This is a genomic window from Diaphorobacter sp. MNS-0, assembly GCF_019602835.1.
Lineage (GTDB): Bacteria > Pseudomonadota > Gammaproteobacteria > Burkholderiales > Burkholderiaceae_C > Diaphorobacter > Diaphorobacter nitroreducens.
The window spans coordinates 1837742-1853581 of record NZ_CP080761.1; the positions used below are offsets into that span (position 1 = coordinate 1837742).

Sequence of the window (15840 nt, forward strand, 5' to 3'; positions counted from 1 at the left end):
TCACTGCCGAGAACCTTTCATGTCCGAAACCTCCGCCGCCGCGGCCCCTGCCGCCTCCAACGAACGCATGCCGCCCGAATCCATCATCGCGGTGGAGCATGTGTCCAAGTCCGTCACGGACTCCACGGGTACGTTGGAGATTTTGCGGGATATCGATTTCCGCCTGGCGCCGCGGGAGACTGCGGCCATTGTGGGCGCCTCGGGATCGGGCAAGAGCACGCTGCTGTCCATCATCGCCGGGCTGGACACGCCCACGCGCGGCACGGTGCGCCTGGGCGGGCAGGACCTGTTCGCACTGGACGAGGACGACCGCGCCGCACTGCGCGCGCGGCAGGTGGGCTTCGTGTTCCAGAGCTTTCAGCTCATGGGTAACCTCACGGCGCTGGAGAACGTGATGCTGCCGCTCGAGTTGGCGGGCATTCGCGATGCACGCCGCCGCGCGACCGACATGCTGGAGCGCGTCGGCCTGGGCCAGCGCCTGACGCACTATCCCAAGGTGCTGTCGGGCGGCGAGCAGCAGCGCGTGGCGCTGGCGCGCGCCTTCGTGGTGGAGCCCGCCGTGCTGCTGGCCGACGAGCCCACGGGCAGCCTGGACTTCGCCACGGGAGAGACCATCATGGAACTGATGCTGGCCCTCAACCGCGAGCAGGGCACCACGCTGGTGCTGGTCACGCACGACCGCGGCATTGCCGCACGCTGCGACCGGCGCATCACCATTGAGGCCGGACGGCTGGTCGATAACTCCTGAAAGAATAGCTGCCAGCGCTTGATGGTAGATGGTTTTCAATGAATTTCATATTGAAACCCTTGCATAGCATGCGCTGACAGCTCTCGTATCGATAGCGAGCTGGTGGTGAATCAGACCTGCGCCTTGCGCTCCTGTGCCAGGCAGGCGGCGGCGGTGAAGATCACGTCGGTGGAGGAATTCAGCGCCGTCTCGGCCGAATCCTGCAGGATGCCAATGATGAAGCCGATGGCCACCACCTGCATCGCCACGTCGTTGCCGATGCCGAACAGGCTGCACGCCAGCGGAATCAAGAGCAGCGAGCCGCCGGCCACGCCCGATGCGCCGCAGGCGCACAGCGACGCAACCACGCAAAGCAGCAGCGCGGTCGGCAGGTCTACCTGGATGCCCAGGGTGTTGGCCGCGGCGAGCGACAGCACGCTGATGGTGATGGCCGCGCCGGCCATGTTGATGGTGGCGCCCAGCGGAATGGCAATGCTGTAGGTGTCCTCGTTCAGGCGCAGGCGCTTGGCCAGGGCCAGGTTGATCGGGATGTTGGCGGCAGAGCTGCGCGTGAAGAACGCCGTCACGCCGCTCTCGCGCAGGCACATCAACACCAGCGGATAGGGGTTGCGGCGGATCGCCACGTACACGATCAGTGGGTTGACCACCAGCGCCACGAACAGCATGCAGCCCAGCAGCACGGCCAGCAGTTGGGCATATCCCCACAGCGCCTGCGCGCCGGCTTCCGCAAAGGTGCTGGCCACCAGGCCCAGGATACCCAGAGGCGCCAGGCGGATCACCAGCTGGATCACCTGCGTCACGGCCGCGGCGCCGTCCTGCAGCATGGCGCGCGTGCCCGCGCTGGCGTGGCGCAGCGCCAGGCCCAGCGCAATGGCCCAGGCCAGGATGCCGATGTAGTTGGCCTCCAGCAGCGCTTTGACCGGGTTTTCGACCACGCTCTTGAGCACGTTCATCAGCACCTCGGACACCGACCCCGGCCCCGCGGCGGCCTGTGCGGGCGCCTGCAGCGTGAGCGTGCTGGGAAACCACATGCTGGCCACCACACCCACGGTGGCCGCGGCCAGCGTGCCCACCGCGTACAGCACCAGCACCGGGCGGATGTGCGTCGTCTCGCCCGGCGTGTGGTTGCTGATGGCGGCCATCACCAGCACGAACACCAGCACCGGCGCCACTGCCTTCAGGGCCGAGATGAACAACGCGCCCAGAATGGACAGGTGGGGCGTGGCGGCGGGCCATACAGCCGCCAGCACAATGCCGACGACCAGCGCGATGGCGATCTGGGTGACCAGGCTCGTGCGCTGCACCCAGCGCAACAGGGGAGAGAGGATCATGATCTGAACAGAAGGAGGGCCTGAGCCGCTGCGCAGGCCGCGCAGCGCGGCGCCTTGTGGCAGGCGCGGCCGCCACAGGGACGGCCATGAAGGCGGTCAGGCAAGCGGCGCCGCTTGTGGCAGCGGCCCGTTTGTCAAGGGAAGAAACGCGGATTTTAGCGACTGCCCGGCGGTGGCCTGCGCCGCGCCACGGTGCCAGTGGGGTCGCCGGCGGGATAATCGCCACCCATGTCCTCCCCCAAAGTCCTCTTCGGCTTTCACGCCGTGGGCGTGCGCCTGAAGACCGCGCCGCAAAGCATCATCGAGATCTATTACGAGCCCACGCGCCGCGACGCGCGCATGCGCCAGTTCCTGGAGCGCGCCCGCGAGGCGGGGACGCGCCTGATCGAGGCCGATGGCCTGCGCCTGGCCAAGCTGGCCGGCAGCCATGGCCACCAGGGCGTGGCTGCGCGGGTCGAGGCTGTGGCGCAGGTGCGCACGCTGGACGAATTGCTGGACGAGCTGGAAGCCCGTGGCGTGAAAAATCCGCTGCTGCTGGTGCTGGACGGCGTGACCGACCCGCACAACCTGGGCGCCTGCCTGCGCGTGGCCGATGGCGCGGGCGCGCATGCGGTGATCGCCCCCAAGGACCATGCGGTGGGCATCAACGCCACCGTGGCCAAGGTGGCCAGCGGCGCGGCCGAGACGGTGCCGTACTTCATGGTCACGAACCTGGCGCGCACGCTGAACGAGCTCAAGGAGCGCAACATCTGGGTCATCGGCACCAGTGGCGATGCCGACAAGACGCTGTACCAGGTGGACCTGAAAGGCCCGGTCGCCCTGGTGCTGGGCGCCGAGGGCCCGGGCATGCGCCAACTCACGCGCAAGACCTGCGACGAACTGGTGGGCATCCCCATGCAGGGCGCTGTCGAGAGCCTGAACGTGTCGGTGGCCAGCGCAGTGTGCCTGTACGAGGCGCTGCGCCAGCGCGCCTGAACGCGGAAGGCGCCCGGCCCCTAGCCGCGGCGCGCCGCCTCGATGGCGGCAATGTCGATCTTGCGCATCTGCATCATCGCGTCGAACGCGCGCTTGGCGGCGGCGCGGTCGGGGTCGGTCACCGCGCGGGTCAAGGCCACGGGTGTGATCTGCCAGGACAGGCCCCATCGGTCCTTGCACCAGCCGCAGTCGCTTTCCTGGCCGCCGTTGTTCACGATGGCATTCCAGTAGCGGTCGGTTTCTGCCTGGTCGGCGGTTGCCACCTGGAACGAGAAAGCCTCGCTGTGCTTGAAGGCCGGGCCGCCGTTGAGCCCAAGGCAGGGGATGCCCAGCACCGTGAACTCGACCATCAGCACATCGCCCTCGTGGCCTGACGGAAAGTCCCCCGGCGCGCGGTGCAGCGCGCTCACGGATGAGTCGGGAAAGGTTTTCGCGTAGAACCGCGCGGCTTCTTCGGCAGTGCCGTCGAACCACAGGCAGACGGTGTTTTTGGCGGGTTGCGTCATGGGGTGCTCCTGCTGAGTCGGGACTGCTGGGCCTTTAACCCGGGATGTCGGGCTCCACCAGCGCGGCCAGCTGGGTGAGAGATTCCTGCCAGCCCAGGTAGCACATTTCCAGCGGAATGGCCTGCGGAATGCCGGCCTGGGTGATGCTCAGCTCGGTGCCGCAGCTCACGGGCGTGAGCCGGACGGTGACCTCCAGCGTGCCGGGCAGGTTCGGATCGTCGAACCGGTCGGTGTAGCGGATGAGCTCCCCCGGCACCAGCTCCAGGTATTCGCCGCTGAAGGCGTGCGACTGGCCCGAGCCGAAGTTGTGGAACGACATGCGGAAGGTACCTCCCACGCGGGCGTCGAGTTCTTGCACCCTGCAGGTAAAGCCGTGGGGTGGCAGCCATTTGGCCATGGCGTCGCCCTCCAGGAAGGCGCGATACAGCTTGTGCGGCGTGGTGCGCAGCACCCGGTGCAAACGAACGGTGCGGTCGGTCATATGGCCTCCTCGGGTGTGGGGCATCAGGCCTGTGCCGTCACGTTGACCATCCACGGCGTGCCGAAGCGGTCGCGCGCCATGCCGAAGCCGGGTGACCAGAAGGTCGCGGCAAATGGCATGACGGTCTCGCCGCCGGCGCTGAGCGCATCGAACAGGCGGCGCCCCTCGGCCGCGTCGGCGGCCTGGATCGACACCCACAGGCCCTGCGGCAGTTGGTAGCCGCCACCACAGGCATTCGGGTCCTGCCCGGGAATGGCCGGCATGGCGTCCGATCCCATCAACGACTGGTCCTTGATCTGCAGCTGCGCATGCATGATGCGGCTCTTGGCTGCCTCGGGCAGCGGGGGCATGTTTTCGGAGGGAGGTATCTCCCCAAAGGTGCTCTGGTGGACGATGGTGCCGCCGAACAGCTTGGCGTAGAAGGCAAATGCCTCGGCACAGTTGCCGTCGAAGTTGAGGTAGGGCGTGAACTGCATGGTGTCTCCCTGGGGTGGTTTGAGTGGAGTAGAAGGGGAAGAGGTGCGCGCCGTTTACGCGTGGACCAGCACGCGAAACCCGCCATAAATCACACGCTGGCCATCGAAAGGCATGTCCTTGGGGCAGAGCGGGTCGTCCATGACGGCCTGCATGCCGGCATCGCGCACCGCGCGCGAGGGCCACACGACCCAGGAAAAGACCACGGTCTCGTCGTCCTTGCGCTGCACGGCCAGGGGCATGGAGGTGAGCTTGCCCTCGGGCACGTCGTCGCCCCAGCATTCCACGATCTCCAGGGCGCCGTGCTTCTTGAAGATCTGCGCGGCCTCGCTGGCGTGCTGGCGAAAGGTCTCCTTGTTGGCAGTGGGGACGGCAAGCACGAAGCCGTCGATGTAGCTGTCGGGTTCCATGGCGCACTCCTTTGTGGACAATGTACACTTGCAGTGTATGCGGGCTGCGTCGATAAATGTGGACGGTGTATCTGTAAAAACTCGTAAATGCCGAATGAAGACCTGAGCCCCGCGCGTGCCACGTACCGCCATGGGGATTTGAAGCGCGCGCTGCTGGACGCCGGTGTGGCGCTGGCGCGCGAAGGCGGCCCTGCCGCGGTGGTGCTGCGCGAAGCCACGCGCCGTGCCGGTGTCGTGCCCAATGCGGCGTACCGGCACTTCCAGAACCACCAGGCGCTGCTGGAAGCCGTGCGCGCGGTGGCACTTTCGGAACTGGCGCGCGCGATCGAGGCCGAGATCCATGCCACGCGTCGGCTGCGCGACCCGCGCCAGCGTGCACGCGCCGCGTTCCGCGGCGTGGGCCTGGGCTATCTGCGCTTTGCGCGGCACGAGCCGGGCCTGTTTCGCACCGCTTTCGTGGCGCGGCCCTTTGATGTGGACGAGCGCGCGCCGGACGATGGTGCGGCGCGCGGGGCCAGCGGCATGGATCCTTTCGAACTGCTGGGGCACACACTCGACGGCATGGTGCAGGCCGGTCTGCTGCCACCCGCACGCCGCCCGGGCGCCGAGTTCATGGCCTGGTCCGCCGTGCATGGCATGGCGATGCTGATGCTGGACGGCCCCTTGCGCGGCCTGGACGAGGCCGGCTGCCAGGCGCTGGCCGAGCGACTGGTCGCCATGGTCGAGCAGGGCCTACTGGCCGAGGCCGCGGCATGACGGACGATGCCGGAACGTCCGGCCCCTGCACCCCGCTGGACGAGGTGCGGGCGTGGGTGCGCGATGCGCGCCGCATCGCGGTGCTGACAGGCGCAGGCATCAGCGCCGAGTCGGGCGTCCCCACGTTCCGGGATGCGCAGACGGGCTATTGGGCGCAGTTCAACCCCATGGAGATGGCCAGCGAGACCGGCTTCAGGGCCCAGCCCGCGCGGGTGTGGGACTGGTACGCCCACCGCCGCGGCTTGCTCGCGGGCGTGCAGCCCAACGCGGGCCACCGGGCGCTGGCGGCGTTTGCGCAGCACGGGCGCGGGCGCGGGCGGCTGACGCTCATCACCCAGAACGTGGACGGCCTGCACCAGCGCGCCGGCAGCCCGGATGTGCTGTGCCTGCATGGTGACCTGACGGCCGACCGCTGGCTCGACCGTCCGCGTGCCTGCTGCGATCTGGCCCACGCCGCGCCCGGCCACCCGCCGCGCTGTCCCACCTGCGGCAACCTGGTACGCCCTGGCGTGGTCTGGTTCGGCGAGGCCTTGCCGCTGCCGGTGCTGGCCGCGGCGCAGCAGGCGGCGCAGTCCTGCGAGCTGATGTTGGTGGTGGGCACCGCGGGCGCCGTGTACCCGGCCGCAGGGCTGGCGCACCAGGCGCGCCATGCCGGTGCGCGCGTGGTGGTGGTCAACACCGCGGCCAGCGAACTGGACGGTATCGCCCACGCCGTGCTGCGCGGCCCGGCGGCGCGGCTGTTACCGTTGCTGCTGGACGGGCCGCCGATGGTTGGGGCGCCATAATCGGCAGGTCTTCAGGGCGGGGTGGAATTCCCCACCGGCGGTAGGCGGCGCATGGAGGTTTTTTTGCACCGCGAGCCCGCGAGCGCCCCGGTTGCCATCAGTGCAACCGGGGGTCAGCAGACCCGGTGCGGGGCGGCGCAGGCCACTCCCAGTCGGGGGCCGACGGTCATAGTCCGGATGAAAGAAGACGTGTCGCGACCGGGGCCCAGCGCCCTGGGCGCGGCCGTGTGCTGCGCGCGTGCCGGGCCCCGGGCCCATGGCGCGCGTGGGTGCTTCTTGCATGCCTTGAGGCGTTTCTTCATTTCAACCGAGGAGCGTTTCATGTCGTTTCCCGCCACTTTCTTGTCCGCCCCTGGCGATCTCCCACAGGAGGTCACGCTCGCGCCCATGCCCGCGGTGATCGCCGCGATCGCGGCCGGCCGCCCGGTGCTGGTGCTCGATGACGCCGACCGCGAAAACGAGGCCGACCTGGTCTGCGCCGCCGCCAACATGACCGAGGCCACCATGGCACTCATGATCCGTGAGGGCAGCGGCATCGTTTGCCTGTGCCTGACGCCCGCGCATGCCAAGGCGCTGGGGCTGCGGCCCATGGTGGAGGTGAACCGCTCGGCGTTCTCCACCGCGTTCACCCAGTCCATCGAAGCCGCGCATGGCGTGAGTACCGGCGTGTCGGCGGCCGACCGTCTGCAGACCGTGCGGTGCGCCCTGCGCATTCCGGCGCCGGGGTGCGTGCCCGAGGTCGTAAGCCCGGGCCACGTGTTCCCGCTGGTAGCACGCGCGGGCGGCGTGCTGGAGCGTGACGGCCATACCGAGTCGGCCGTGGACCTGGCCGTGCTGGCCGGCCTGCCGCCTGCGGGCGTGCTGTGCGAGCTCATGAACCCCGACGGCAGCATGGCGCGCGGCGCACAGGTGGCCCGCTTTGCCCGTGCGCATGGCTTGCTGTGCACCACGGTGCGGGCGCTGGCGGACTACCGTCGCGCGCGCCAGCCCTGATACCGCGCTAGACCCAGCCGAACGCGCCCAGCAACGCCCCCGCGCCCAGCAGCCACAACAGGTGGATGCGCGTGCGCCACACCAGCAGGGTGGTGGCCGCGCTCAGCAGCCACAGTGGCCAGTCTTGCGCGGGCTCGCCATGGGCGCTGCCCAGCACCCAGGCCGTGGCCAGCAGCAGGCCGATCACCAGTGGTGCCATGCCTTGCTTGAAGGCGCGCACCGAGCGGCGTTCGCGGTTGCGGTGTGCCCAGCGCGTGGCGGCCCAGGTCAGCAGGCTGCTGGGCAGCAGCACCCCCAGCATGCAGACCGCCACGCCCAGCGCGCCGAAGGCCCAGGCCGCATGCGTGCCGGTGCCGGCTGCGTTCAGGCCCACGTTCCAGCCCAGCAGGGCGATGAACAGTACGTTGGGCCCGGGAGCCGACTGTGCGATGACGATGGAGGTGTTGAACTGCACCTCGGTCAGCCACCCCTGGCGCTCCACCAGGAAGCGGTGCATGTCCGGTGCGGTGGCGATGGCGCCGCCCACGGCCAGCAGCGACAGCGACAGGTAGTACAGGAACAGGTTCAGCCAGTCCAGCGGCTGCAGGTGCAAGGTCAGCGGTGCGGCCATGGCTGCGTCAGTGCCCCGCGGGAGCGAGCTTGCGCCAGGTGAGGGCGCAGGCCGCGCCGCCCACCACGGGCAGCACCCAGGCCAGCGGCAGGCGCAGCACGCTCATGGCGACGAAGGTGGCGGCCGCGATCGCGCCGCAGGCCCAGGGCCCCAGCGGGTGCTTGCGCAGCGACGCGGCCAGGCGGCAGCCCACGCCCGCCACCAGGCCTGCGGCCACGGCGCCCATGCCGCGCAGAGCGCCTGCCACCATGGGCTGGTCGGCAAAGCCGGCGTAGACCACGGCCAGCACCACCACCAGCAGCATGGGCAGCAACAGCATGCCCGCCACGGCCACCAGCGCGCCGCGCAGGCCGAAGTAGCGGTCGCCCACCATGATGGACAGGTTCACCACATTCGGGCCCGGCAGGATCTGCGCGGCGGCCCAGTCCTCGACGAACTGCTCGTTGCTCATCCAGCGGCGGCGTTCCACCAGCTCGCGCTGCACCACGGCCAGCACGCCGCCAAAGCCCTGCAGCGCCAGCCAGGTGAAGGCCCAGAACAGCTCCCGCAGGCTGTGCGGGCGTGGATGGTCGTCCTCGGCGGTTCTGGCGGGCGATTCGGGGATGTGGGTGTGCATGGCGGGGCGGCGAAGCTGCGCATCGTACGCGTGGCGCGGGGCGGCCGTGCCAGCCTCGCCATCGCCAAACGCGATGCGGCCATCAGTCGATGCGATGGATGAACGGGATGGCATGCATAAGATCGTCCCGATCAAACCCACGGAGACACCCATGAAACTCGTCCGCCACGGACAACCCGGCGCGGAGCGCGCCGGCCTGATCGACGCCCAGGGCGTGCTGCGCGACCTGTCCATGCTGCTGCCGGACATCGGCCCCACGCAGTTGGCGCCACGCACGTTGGCCGCGCTGGCCGCCATCGACGCCGCGCGCCTGCCCGCGGTGGTACCCGGCACACGCCTGGGCTGCCCCGTGGGCGGTGTCGGCAAGATCGTCTGCGTGGGCCTGAACTACGCCGACCATGCGGCCGAGGCCGGCTTGCCCGCGCCGGCAGAGCCCGTGCTGTTCATGAAGGCGACCAGCGCGCTCAGCGGCCCCACGGACGCCGTGCGCATCCCGCCCGGCGCGCTCAAGACCGACTGGGAGGTGGAGCTGGGCATCGTCATCGGCACGCGCATGCAGCAGGTGGCCGAGGCCGATGCGCTGGCCCATGTGGCCGGCTACGTGCTGGCCAACGACGTGTCCGAGCGCAGCTACCAGATGGAGCGTGGCGGGCAGTGGGACAAGGGCAAAGGCTGCGACACCTTCGCGCCCGTGGGCCCCTGGCTGGTGACCACCGACGAGATTCCCGACCCGCACGCCATCGGGCTGTGGCTGGAGGTGAACGGCCAGCGCATGCAGGACGGCCACACGCGCAATTTCATCTTCGGCGTGCCCCGTGTGCTGGCCTACATCAGCCAGTTCATGACGCTGGAGCCGGGCGATCTGGTGCTCACCGGCACGCCCGCCGGCGTGGGCCTGGGACAGAAGCCCACGCCGCGCTTCTTGCGCGCGGGCGACGTGATGCGGCTGGGCGCGACGGGGCTGGGCGAGCAGCGGCTGGTCTGCACGGGCGGGTAGGGTGTAGCGTGGGAATTTCAAGCCAAATATGCCTGGAGCGCTTTCCCATCAAGCGCGAGCAGCTATCATTTTGATAAATCTCGCACGCACCGCACTTTCTTACCCATGCATCCGTACCTTCTGCTCGGCATCTCCATCATGGCGGAGGTGGTGGCCACCTCGGCGCTCAAGTCCTCGCAGGGGCTCACGCGGCTGGGGCCCAGCGCGCTGGCGGTGCTGGGCTACTGCGTGGCGTTCTACCTCGTCTCCAAGGTGATGAACCACATGGCCACGGGCGTGGTGTACGCCGTGTGGTCGGGGCTGGGCATCGTGCTGATCTCGCTGGTCGGCTGGCTGCTCTATGGGCAGAAGCTGGACCTGCCGGCCGTCGTCGGCATGGCCATGATCGTGGGCGGCGTGCTGGTGATCCAGCTGCTCTCCAAGGCCACGGGGCATTGACCCGTGCGGCCTGTCAAGCTATCGAAGCCATAGCGCAATTGCGCGGCGGGGCAGGGTGCCCGTTCCTACAATGGCTCACACCTTGACGCTGGAGAACCCCATGACCGCCACGCCCGAACGCCCCGCCCTGGATGAAGCCACCCTGGCCTTTGCCGAGAAGGTGTTCGACGCCGCGCGCCAGGGCGACGCCGCGCGTCTGGCGCTGTGGCTGGACAACGGCCTGCCGCCCGACCTGCGCAATGCCCAGGGCGACAGCCTGCTGATGCTGGCCAGCTACCACGGCCATGCCGAGGCCGCGCGGCTGTTGCTGGCGCGCGGAGCCGACGCGGGGCTGGTGAACGGCCGCGGGCAGACGCCGTTGGCCGGCGCCGCCTTCAAGGGCGACGTGGACATGGTGCGCCTGCTGCTGGACGGTGGTGCGGCCGTGGACGGGCCTTCGCCGGATGGCCGTACGCCGCTGATGTTCGCCGCCCTGTTCAACCATCCGGCCGTGGTCGAACTGCTGCTGTCACGCGGCGCCAACCCGCGCGCGGCCGACCAGCAAGGCAACACCGCCCTGGGCTGCGCCCGCGCGATGAAAGCCGACGCGGCAGCCGCCCTGCTGCGCTCGGCAGGTGCCGAAAGTTTTGAGTGAAAAGACGAGCTGGCGCCGGTTGGATAAGCGGTTGAAGCTACTTTATTGATAGCAAAATAGTTGGCATATGCCCGGCAGCGGATGCCACCGCTGGGGCAATGCGCTTTGGTGCCCAAGCCGTTAACCACCCCACAACTGCAACACCACCTGCGTATACAGCGGGATGCCCAGCAGGATGTTGAGCGGAAACGTCACACCCAGCGACAGGCTGACGTACAGCGAAGGATCTGCCTCGGGTATCGCATAGCGCACCACGGCGGGCACGGCGATATACGACGCACTGGCGGCCAGCACCATCAGCAGCACGGCGTCGCCCGCGGGCACCTGGGCAAGCCACGCCAGGCCGACCGCCACGCTGGCATGCACCAGCGGACCCCACACTGCGTAGGCCAACAGCCAGGGCGACTGTTTGCGCACGGCGGGCAGATTGCGCGCGGCAGACAGGCCCATGTCCAACAGGAACAGGCAGAGCATGCCCTTGAACAGGTCACCCGAAAACGGCTGCATGGCGGCCTTGCCTGCGTCGCCCGTGACGAGGCCGATGAGCATGGCGCCCAACAACAGCAGCTGGGTGCCATCGGTGAACGATTCGCGCAGGATCTTCCCCACCGACAAGGCCGGACCGGCCTTGCCCGCTGGGGCGGGGCCCGCGGCACCCAGCCCGCCGGGGCCGGCCAGGGCCGCGGCGCCTGAAGGAGAAACGGCCATCACGGGCGCAGCATGGGCTGCGGGCACCGCCTGGCGCTGGCGCAGCGCATTGGCCAGCATCACGGCCAGGAGGATGGCGGGCGACTCCATCAGCGCCATGGCCGCGGCCATGTAGCCGCCGTAGGAGATGGATTGCGATTCCAGGTACTGCGTGGCGGTCACGAATGTCACTGCGCTGACCGATCCGTACGTGGCCGCCACGGCCGCCGCGTTGAAGCCCGACAGCACCCGTCGCAGCAGCGCGTAACCCACCAGGGGCACCACCACGGCCAGCAGCACCGCCAGCCCCAGGCTGCTGGCCACGCTGGCCGTGAAGCCCGAGGCCGCCAGCGCAAAGCCGCCCTTCAGGCCCAGCGCCGTGAGCAGGTAAATCGACAAGAACTTCGAGATGGCCGCAGGCATCTCCAGGTTGGACCGCACCAGGCCCGCAAAAGCGCCCAGCGCAAAAAAAAGGACGGCAGGGTCCAGCAAACTTTGCATTCTTCAACTCCACATGGGTGATGGGAGGCGATGCTAGAGAGGGCAGGGGGCAAAGTAAAATCGATTCGAATGCGGTTATCTATAGATAAAAATCTATGAATATCACTTTTCGCCAACTGCGCCTGTTTCTTGCGCTGGCCGAGACCGGCAGCGTGAGCGCCGCCGCCAAGCTCATGCACGTGACCCAGCCCACGGCTTCGATGCAGTTGCGCGAGGTAGCGCAAGCGGTGGGCGTGCCGCTGTACGAGGTGGTGTCGCGCCGCGTGTACCTGACCGAGGCGGGCCAGGCCCTTGCCCGCACCGCCCGCGCCATCGCCAGCGAGTGGGATGCGTTTGAGCAGGGCATTTCGGGCGCCAAGGGCCTGACCAGCGGCCGGCTCAAGGTGGCGGTGGTGAGCACCGCCAAGTACTTCGTTCCCCGCCTGCTGGGCAGCTTTTGCAAGCTGCACCCACAGATCGACATTTCGCTGGAAGTGCTCAACCGCGACCATGTCATCACCCGTCTGCGTGCCAACCAGGACGACCTTTACGTGATGTCCATGCCGCCGGGCGATTTGCCGCTGGAGGACCATGTGCTCATGCCCAACCCGCTGGTGGTCATCGCTCCCGCGGGGCACCGGCTGGCCGCCAAGAAACGGGTGGCCTTGCCGCAGCTGCAGAGCGAGCGGTTCATCCTGCGCGAGAAAGGCTCAGGCACACGAATGGCGACGGACGCCCATCTGCGCCAGTTGGGCTTTGCGCCCGCTGCGGTACTGGAGCTGGGCAGCAACGAGGCCATCAAGGAGTCGGTGCAAGGGCAGCTGGGCGTTTCCATCGTTTCGCGACACGCGCTGGGTCCGCACCTCGATGGCCTGGCCATTCTGAACGTGCAGGGTTTTCCCATCCAATCGCAGTGGCACCTGGTCTGGCCCAAGGGCAAGCGGCTGTCGCCCATTGCCGAAGTGTTTCGCGGGCATTTGATGGATGAGGCTGCTGGATGGATGCAGAGCCGCTGAGGGCTGCGGCGGCGCGCGGCTTATCCCTTGGCCAATGAAGGCGCGGTCGCCGCCGCCTCATGGCTGTGACTGACGATGGTGGCCAGACTCGGGGCAGGCACCGGTTTGCACGTCCATCTAGGCAGCACCCTGTGGCAAAGGCTGTCGGGCACCGAGCTGCTGCGGGGCGTGGCCCCACAGGCTTTTCACCGACGGGGGCGGCTGCCGCACCCGGCTGGACCGGGCCCGACTGTTATGGGTGCGTGAGTGCGACGCCACCCGCCAGCCGCGCCTGCACGGTGCGCTGCAGCGTGGAGGGGGCGTCAGCCAGCAGTGCGGGCCAGTCGGCCTGCGCGCGGCGTACCAGGTCCCGCAGCAGTGCCAGGTGGCGCGGTATGCGCAACAGGCCGGCGGTCTTGATGAGGGCCTGCAGTGCGTCCCAGTCCAGCGCGCGCATGCTGCGGTCGATGGCGCGATTCACCGCGTACTGGTGCTCGGTCGCTCCCTCGAAGAACGCAGCCACGCACACCGGGTCGTACAGCGGCGCCAGGCGCGGCGTGTGCCCGTCGGGGTAGACCAGTGCCCAGTTCTTCAGGTGAGCGTCGGTGTTGCCCATGAGGATGAACGCCACCATGCGCGCCAGGAACTCGCGGGTGTCCTGCACCGGCTGGTCGCTCAGGCGATCGACCACGCGCAGCATGGTGGCCCAGTCCTGCAACAGGCCCTTGCCGTACTTCTGGCGCGGCGCGTAGCCCAGGGCCTGGTTGAACTCCTCCATGTGCACGCGGGTGCCGTCGGCCAGATGGTCGAAGCGTTGCACGGCCAGGATGTCGTCGAACGGCACGGCCTCGGGCAGCTCGGCCTCGGCGCGGGTGATGATGCGCGCCTGGGCGCAATGCAGGCCCAGGCTACCGGCCAGCTGGTAGCAGGTGAACTCGTTGGCCACCAGGTCCGGGTGGGCGGTGGTGGGCAGCTTGAGGATCACGCTGCCGGCGGCGCCGCGGCGCTTGACGAGGTAGCGGCGCCCGTCCTGCACGGCGCTGAACTTGGTGACCACACCGGGCAGTGAGGCGGCGTCTTCCACCGGGTATTCGACAAACCCGGGCTCCAGCACGTCCAGGCCCTGCGTGGTGTGCCAGTAGCGCACCACGTCGGGCACGCCCTCTTGGGCGGGCACGGGTTCGCCCTCCAGCGCGCCCATCAGGTCGTGGCCGGCGGCGGCCAGCAGCTCGAATTCGTCGTCGGGCGCGCAGCCGCGTTCGCGCGCCAGGCGGTCGCGGTTGTGGCCCTCGGGCAGCAGGTTCTGGAAGTACGCCGGCCAACGTCCGTCGGTGCGCACCAAGCGGGCGTCACGCGCCGAGCGCAGGATCTGCTGCGTGTCCGCCTCGTTCGCGCCGCGGTAGCTCAGCGACAGGGTGGGGCGCTGCGGGTCGGCGATGTAGTCCTCATCGAAGGACACGCGCAGGATGTCGCCGTACTGGGACAGGTAGCCGATGCCGCGCCGCCCGCCCCCCTGGGCCGCTGGGCGGTGCAGGTACAGGCGCAGGTAGCGGATGGCGGTGCTCATCGTGCGTCTTGATCAGCGACCCAGGCTCTCCACCACCGAGGGGGGCGCATCCGCCCCCGAGGGCTGGCCCAGGAACTTGCCCCCCGACTGGATGAAGGCCTGCAGCGCGGGGCCCAGTTCGGCCGGCACTGCAATCAGTTCCATGCCGAGCACGCGGGCCATCTCGGCCAGGGTGGAAAAGCGCGGGTCCACGTCCCCCGTCTCGGTGCGTTGCACGGCCATGCGCGACAGGCCGGCTTGTGCGGCCAGATCGGCCTGCGTGATGCGCCGGGCTTTGCGCACTTCTGCCAATGTGGTGATCAACGAATGCGTCATGCCATCCTTTATACGCTTTTTTATTAAAAAGCGCTTTATAAGTTCCTTTTTTCAAGCGGGAAACGGCAGCAGAGCCCCGCGCAACTCCGCAAAGCGCTGTGCCTGCAGCGCCAGCCATTCCTTGACCAGCAGCATCGGCGGGCTGGGATGCGCCGTGGTGACGAAAGAGTACGACGCCCGCGAGCGCACGCTGCACCCGAACAGCGGTACCAGCCGCCCGTGCCGTACGTCTTCCAGCACGAGGGCCGCGCGCCCGATGGCAATGCCTTGGCCCGCCAGGGCGGCGCTCAGCGCCAATTGCGACAGGTTGAACTGCTGCCCGGCGCCCCAGGCGGGCGGCGCTGTGTCCGTGCAGGCGCACCAGTGTTGCCATTCCTCGAACGGCTCGGCTCCCTCCCAGGCACTGCTGTCGTGCAGCAGCCATTCACCGCGCAATTGCGAGGGTGACTGCAGGTCAGGATGGGCGGCCAGGAAGGCGGGGCTGGCCACGGGAATCAGCCACTCATCCAGGAACACGCTGGCGCGCAGGTCGGTGTAGCCGCCCAGGTCGAAGCGCACTGCCGCCTCGACCCCGTCGCGCACCATGCGGGTGCGGTCCAGCCGGTGGAACTCGCCAAACACGCGCAGGCCCACGTCCGGGTGCTCACGAAAGAAATCCCCCAGCCGCGGCGTGAGCCACTGCATGGCAAACGAGGGGGAGCAGCTCAGCGTGGCCACCGGCGTATCGTCGGTCACACGCATCTGCGACAGGGCGTCCTCGATGGCGCCGAAGCTCTCACGCAGCACCACGGCCAGCCACTTGCCCTCGGGCGTGGGCATGAGGGTGCGGGGCGTGCGCACGAAGAGGGGGCGCCCCAGCCAGGTTTCCAGCTGCTTGACCTGCTGGCTCACCGCGCCCTGGGTGATGCACAGCTCCGCCGCCGCGCGCGTGAAGCTGCCGTGGCGTGCGGCTGCTTCAAAGCAGCGCAGCCACGCGAGCAGGGAAGGGAAAAGCCGTGAATTCATTATTCAAACTAATGCACTCGTCAATATAAACGAGTTG

The 15840-nt window shown here is 68.6% G+C and carries 20 protein-coding genes and 1 riboswitch; of the genes, 9 read left to right on the forward strand and 11 right to left on the reverse strand.

Translation table 11 applies throughout. The features are described from left to right. Positions 1–19 precede the first annotated feature (19 nt). The gene (locus tag K2L43_RS08845; RefSeq protein ID WP_088886914.1) at positions 20–748 is read left to right on the forward strand and encodes an ABC transporter ATP-binding protein; all 729 of its coding nucleotides are present in this window, start codon (positions 20–22) and stop codon (positions 746–748) included. Positions 749–858: 110 nt separating this feature from the next. Here K2L43_RS08845 and sstT read toward each other — a convergent pair whose 3' ends face one another. Further along, on the reverse strand, positions 859–2079 hold the full coding sequence (gene sstT / locus K2L43_RS08850; protein ID WP_220638897.1) for a serine/threonine transporter SstT: 1221 nt from the start codon (positions 2077–2079) through the stop codon (positions 859–861). A 228-nt stretch (positions 2080–2307) separates the two neighbouring features. Here sstT and rlmB point away from each other — a divergent pair, with 228 nt between their 5' ends. After that, positions 2308–3054 (forward strand): 23S rRNA (guanosine(2251)-2'-O)-methyltransferase RlmB, encoded by a 747-nt coding sequence (gene rlmB / locus K2L43_RS08855; RefSeq protein ID WP_011805476.1) that lies wholly within the window; start codon positions 2308–2310, stop codon positions 3052–3054. Positions 3055–3074: 20 nt separating this feature from the next. Here rlmB and K2L43_RS08860 read toward each other — a convergent pair whose 3' ends face one another. Genes K2L43_RS08860 through K2L43_RS08875 form a run of 4 tightly spaced genes read right to left on the reverse strand, consistent with a single transcriptional unit; the run spans position 3075 to position 4925 of the window. Further along, positions 3075–3560, reverse strand: coding sequence for a VOC family protein (locus K2L43_RS08860; protein WP_123676343.1), 486 nt, complete (start codon positions 3558–3560; stop codon positions 3075–3077). Between the two features lie 34 nt (positions 3561–3594). Then, positions 3595–4041: an SRPBCC family protein gene (locus tag K2L43_RS08865; RefSeq protein WP_220638898.1), complete on the reverse strand. Its 447-nt coding sequence runs from the start codon at positions 4039–4041 to the stop codon at positions 3595–3597. Positions 4042–4064: 23 nt separating this feature from the next. Then, on the reverse strand, positions 4065–4517 hold the full coding sequence (locus tag K2L43_RS08870; RefSeq protein WP_220638899.1) for a VOC family protein: 453 nt from the start codon (positions 4515–4517) through the stop codon (positions 4065–4067). A gap of 54 nt (positions 4518–4571) precedes the next feature. After that, positions 4572–4925: a DUF1428 domain-containing protein gene (locus tag K2L43_RS08875; protein ID WP_011805472.1), complete on the reverse strand. Its 354-nt coding sequence runs from the start codon at positions 4923–4925 to the stop codon at positions 4572–4574. An 87-nt stretch (positions 4926–5012) separates the two neighbouring features. On the opposite strand from K2L43_RS08875, the gene K2L43_RS08880 reads away from it, so the two are divergent. From K2L43_RS08880 to ribB, 3 genes are all read left to right on the forward strand, one after another. Then, a complete protein-coding gene (locus K2L43_RS08880; protein ID WP_088886909.1) occupies positions 5013–5681 on the forward strand; it encodes a TetR/AcrR family transcriptional regulator in 669 nt (222 codons plus the stop codon). Beyond that, the gene (locus tag K2L43_RS08885; protein WP_255580567.1) at positions 5678–6466 is read left to right on the forward strand and encodes an NAD-dependent protein deacylase; all 789 of its coding nucleotides are present in this window, start codon (positions 5678–5680) and stop codon (positions 6464–6466) included. The genes K2L43_RS08880 and K2L43_RS08885 overlap by 4 nt, the downstream gene beginning before the upstream one ends. A gap of 3 nt (positions 6467–6469) precedes the next feature. Then, positions 6470–6659: riboswitch (FMN riboswitch) on the forward strand. Between the two features lie 128 nt (positions 6660–6787). After that, positions 6788–7459 (forward strand): 3,4-dihydroxy-2-butanone-4-phosphate synthase, encoded by a 672-nt coding sequence (ribB, locus tag K2L43_RS08890; protein ID WP_015913168.1) that lies wholly within the window; start codon positions 6788–6790, stop codon positions 7457–7459. Between the two features lie 7 nt (positions 7460–7466). Here the strand turns inward: ribB and K2L43_RS08895 are convergent, their stop codons facing one another. Further along, positions 7467–8069: a chromate transporter gene (locus tag K2L43_RS08895; RefSeq protein WP_015913169.1), complete on the reverse strand. Its 603-nt coding sequence runs from the start codon at positions 8067–8069 to the stop codon at positions 7467–7469. 7 nt (positions 8070–8076) lie between these two features. Beyond that, positions 8077–8685, reverse strand: a complete 609-nt coding sequence (locus K2L43_RS08900; protein ID WP_172209218.1) for a chromate transporter — start codon at positions 8683–8685, stop codon at positions 8077–8079. Positions 8686–8836: 151 nt separating this feature from the next. On the opposite strand from K2L43_RS08900, the gene K2L43_RS08905 reads away from it, so the two are divergent. From K2L43_RS08905 to K2L43_RS08915, 3 genes are all read left to right on the forward strand, one after another. After that, complete coding sequence (locus tag K2L43_RS08905) at positions 8837–9682, forward strand: fumarylacetoacetate hydrolase family protein (protein ID WP_011805466.1); 846 nt, start codon at positions 8837–8839, stop codon at positions 9680–9682. A gap of 105 nt (positions 9683–9787) precedes the next feature. Continuing rightward, positions 9788–10120: an SMR family transporter gene (locus K2L43_RS08910; protein WP_011805465.1), complete on the forward strand. Its 333-nt coding sequence runs from the start codon at positions 9788–9790 to the stop codon at positions 10118–10120. 70 nt (positions 10121–10190) lie between these two features. After that, complete coding sequence (locus K2L43_RS08915; protein ID WP_220638900.1) at positions 10191–10754, forward strand: ankyrin repeat domain-containing protein; 564 nt, start codon at positions 10191–10193, stop codon at positions 10752–10754. Between the two features lie 120 nt (positions 10755–10874). Here K2L43_RS08915 and K2L43_RS08920 read toward each other — a convergent pair whose 3' ends face one another. Beyond that, positions 10875–11942, reverse strand: a complete 1068-nt coding sequence (locus tag K2L43_RS08920) for a sodium-dependent bicarbonate transport family permease (RefSeq protein ID WP_220638901.1) — start codon at positions 11940–11942, stop codon at positions 10875–10877. A gap of 95 nt (positions 11943–12037) precedes the next feature. On the opposite strand from K2L43_RS08920, the gene K2L43_RS08925 reads away from it, so the two are divergent. Beyond that, positions 12038–12937, forward strand: coding sequence for a LysR family transcriptional regulator (locus K2L43_RS08925; RefSeq protein ID WP_015913175.1), 900 nt, complete (start codon positions 12038–12040; stop codon positions 12935–12937). 232 nt (positions 12938–13169) lie between these two features. On the opposite strand, the gene K2L43_RS08930 is transcribed toward K2L43_RS08925, so the two are convergent. Genes K2L43_RS08930 through K2L43_RS08940 form a run of 3 tightly spaced genes read right to left on the reverse strand, consistent with a single transcriptional unit; the run spans position 13170 to position 15803 of the window. Then, positions 13170–14483: a type II toxin-antitoxin system HipA family toxin gene (locus tag K2L43_RS08930; protein WP_196995503.1), complete on the reverse strand. Its 1314-nt coding sequence runs from the start codon at positions 14481–14483 to the stop codon at positions 13170–13172. A gap of 12 nt (positions 14484–14495) precedes the next feature. Then, entirely contained in the window at positions 14496–14837 is a 342-nt protein-coding gene (locus K2L43_RS08935) for a helix-turn-helix transcriptional regulator (RefSeq protein ID WP_348639067.1), read from the reverse strand. A 12-nt stretch (positions 14838–14849) separates the two neighbouring features. Further along, positions 14850–15803, reverse strand: coding sequence for a LysR family transcriptional regulator (locus K2L43_RS08940; protein WP_047350328.1), 954 nt, complete (start codon positions 15801–15803; stop codon positions 14850–14852). Between the last annotated feature and the right edge of the window lie 37 nt (positions 15804–15840).

What these genes read in the sequence shown, in the direction of transcription:
- K2L43_RS08845 (WP_088886914.1), top strand. Translation starts at nt 20, where the DNA reads ATGTCCGAAACCTCCGCCGCCGCGGCCCCTGCCGCCTCCAACGAACGC.
- sstT (WP_220638897.1), bottom strand. Translation starts at nt 2,079, where the DNA reads ATGATCCTCTCTCCCCTGTTGCGCTGGGTGCAGCGCACGAGCCTGGTC.
- rlmB (WP_011805476.1), top strand. Translation starts at nt 2,308, where the DNA reads ATGTCCTCCCCCAAAGTCCTCTTCGGCTTTCACGCCGTGGGCGTGCGC.
- K2L43_RS08860 (WP_123676343.1), bottom strand. Translation starts at nt 3,560, where the DNA reads ATGACGCAACCCGCCAAAAACACCGTCTGCCTGTGGTTCGACGGCACT.
- K2L43_RS08865 (WP_220638898.1), bottom strand. Translation starts at nt 4,041, where the DNA reads ATGACCGACCGCACCGTTCGTTTGCACCGGGTGCTGCGCACCACGCCG.
- K2L43_RS08870 (WP_220638899.1), bottom strand. Translation starts at nt 4,517, where the DNA reads ATGCAGTTCACGCCCTACCTCAACTTCGACGGCAACTGTGCCGAGGCA.
- K2L43_RS08875 (WP_011805472.1), bottom strand. Translation starts at nt 4,925, where the DNA reads ATGGAACCCGACAGCTACATCGACGGCTTCGTGCTTGCCGTCCCCACT.
- K2L43_RS08880 (WP_088886909.1), top strand. Translation starts at nt 5,013, where the DNA reads ATGCCGAATGAAGACCTGAGCCCCGCGCGTGCCACGTACCGCCATGGG.
- K2L43_RS08885 (WP_255580567.1), top strand. Translation starts at nt 5,678, where the DNA reads ATGACGGACGATGCCGGAACGTCCGGCCCCTGCACCCCGCTGGACGAG.
- ribB (WP_015913168.1), top strand. Translation starts at nt 6,788, where the DNA reads ATGTCGTTTCCCGCCACTTTCTTGTCCGCCCCTGGCGATCTCCCACAG.
- K2L43_RS08895 (WP_015913169.1), bottom strand. Translation starts at nt 8,069, where the DNA reads ATGGCCGCACCGCTGACCTTGCACCTGCAGCCGCTGGACTGGCTGAAC.
- K2L43_RS08900 (WP_172209218.1), bottom strand. Translation starts at nt 8,685, where the DNA reads ATGCACACCCACATCCCCGAATCGCCCGCCAGAACCGCCGAGGACGAC.
- K2L43_RS08905 (WP_011805466.1), top strand. Translation starts at nt 8,837, where the DNA reads ATGAAACTCGTCCGCCACGGACAACCCGGCGCGGAGCGCGCCGGCCTG.
- K2L43_RS08910 (WP_011805465.1), top strand. Translation starts at nt 9,788, where the DNA reads ATGCATCCGTACCTTCTGCTCGGCATCTCCATCATGGCGGAGGTGGTG.
- K2L43_RS08915 (WP_220638900.1), top strand. Translation starts at nt 10,191, where the DNA reads ATGGCTCACACCTTGACGCTGGAGAACCCCATGACCGCCACGCCCGAA.
- K2L43_RS08920 (WP_220638901.1), bottom strand. Translation starts at nt 11,942, where the DNA reads ATGCAAAGTTTGCTGGACCCTGCCGTCCTTTTTTTTGCGCTGGGCGCT.
- K2L43_RS08925 (WP_015913175.1), top strand. Translation starts at nt 12,038, where the DNA reads ATGAATATCACTTTTCGCCAACTGCGCCTGTTTCTTGCGCTGGCCGAG.
- K2L43_RS08930 (WP_196995503.1), bottom strand. Translation starts at nt 14,483, where the DNA reads ATGAGCACCGCCATCCGCTACCTGCGCCTGTACCTGCACCGCCCAGCG.
- K2L43_RS08940 (WP_047350328.1), bottom strand. Translation starts at nt 15,803, where the DNA reads ATGAATTCACGGCTTTTCCCTTCCCTGCTCGCGTGGCTGCGCTGCTTT.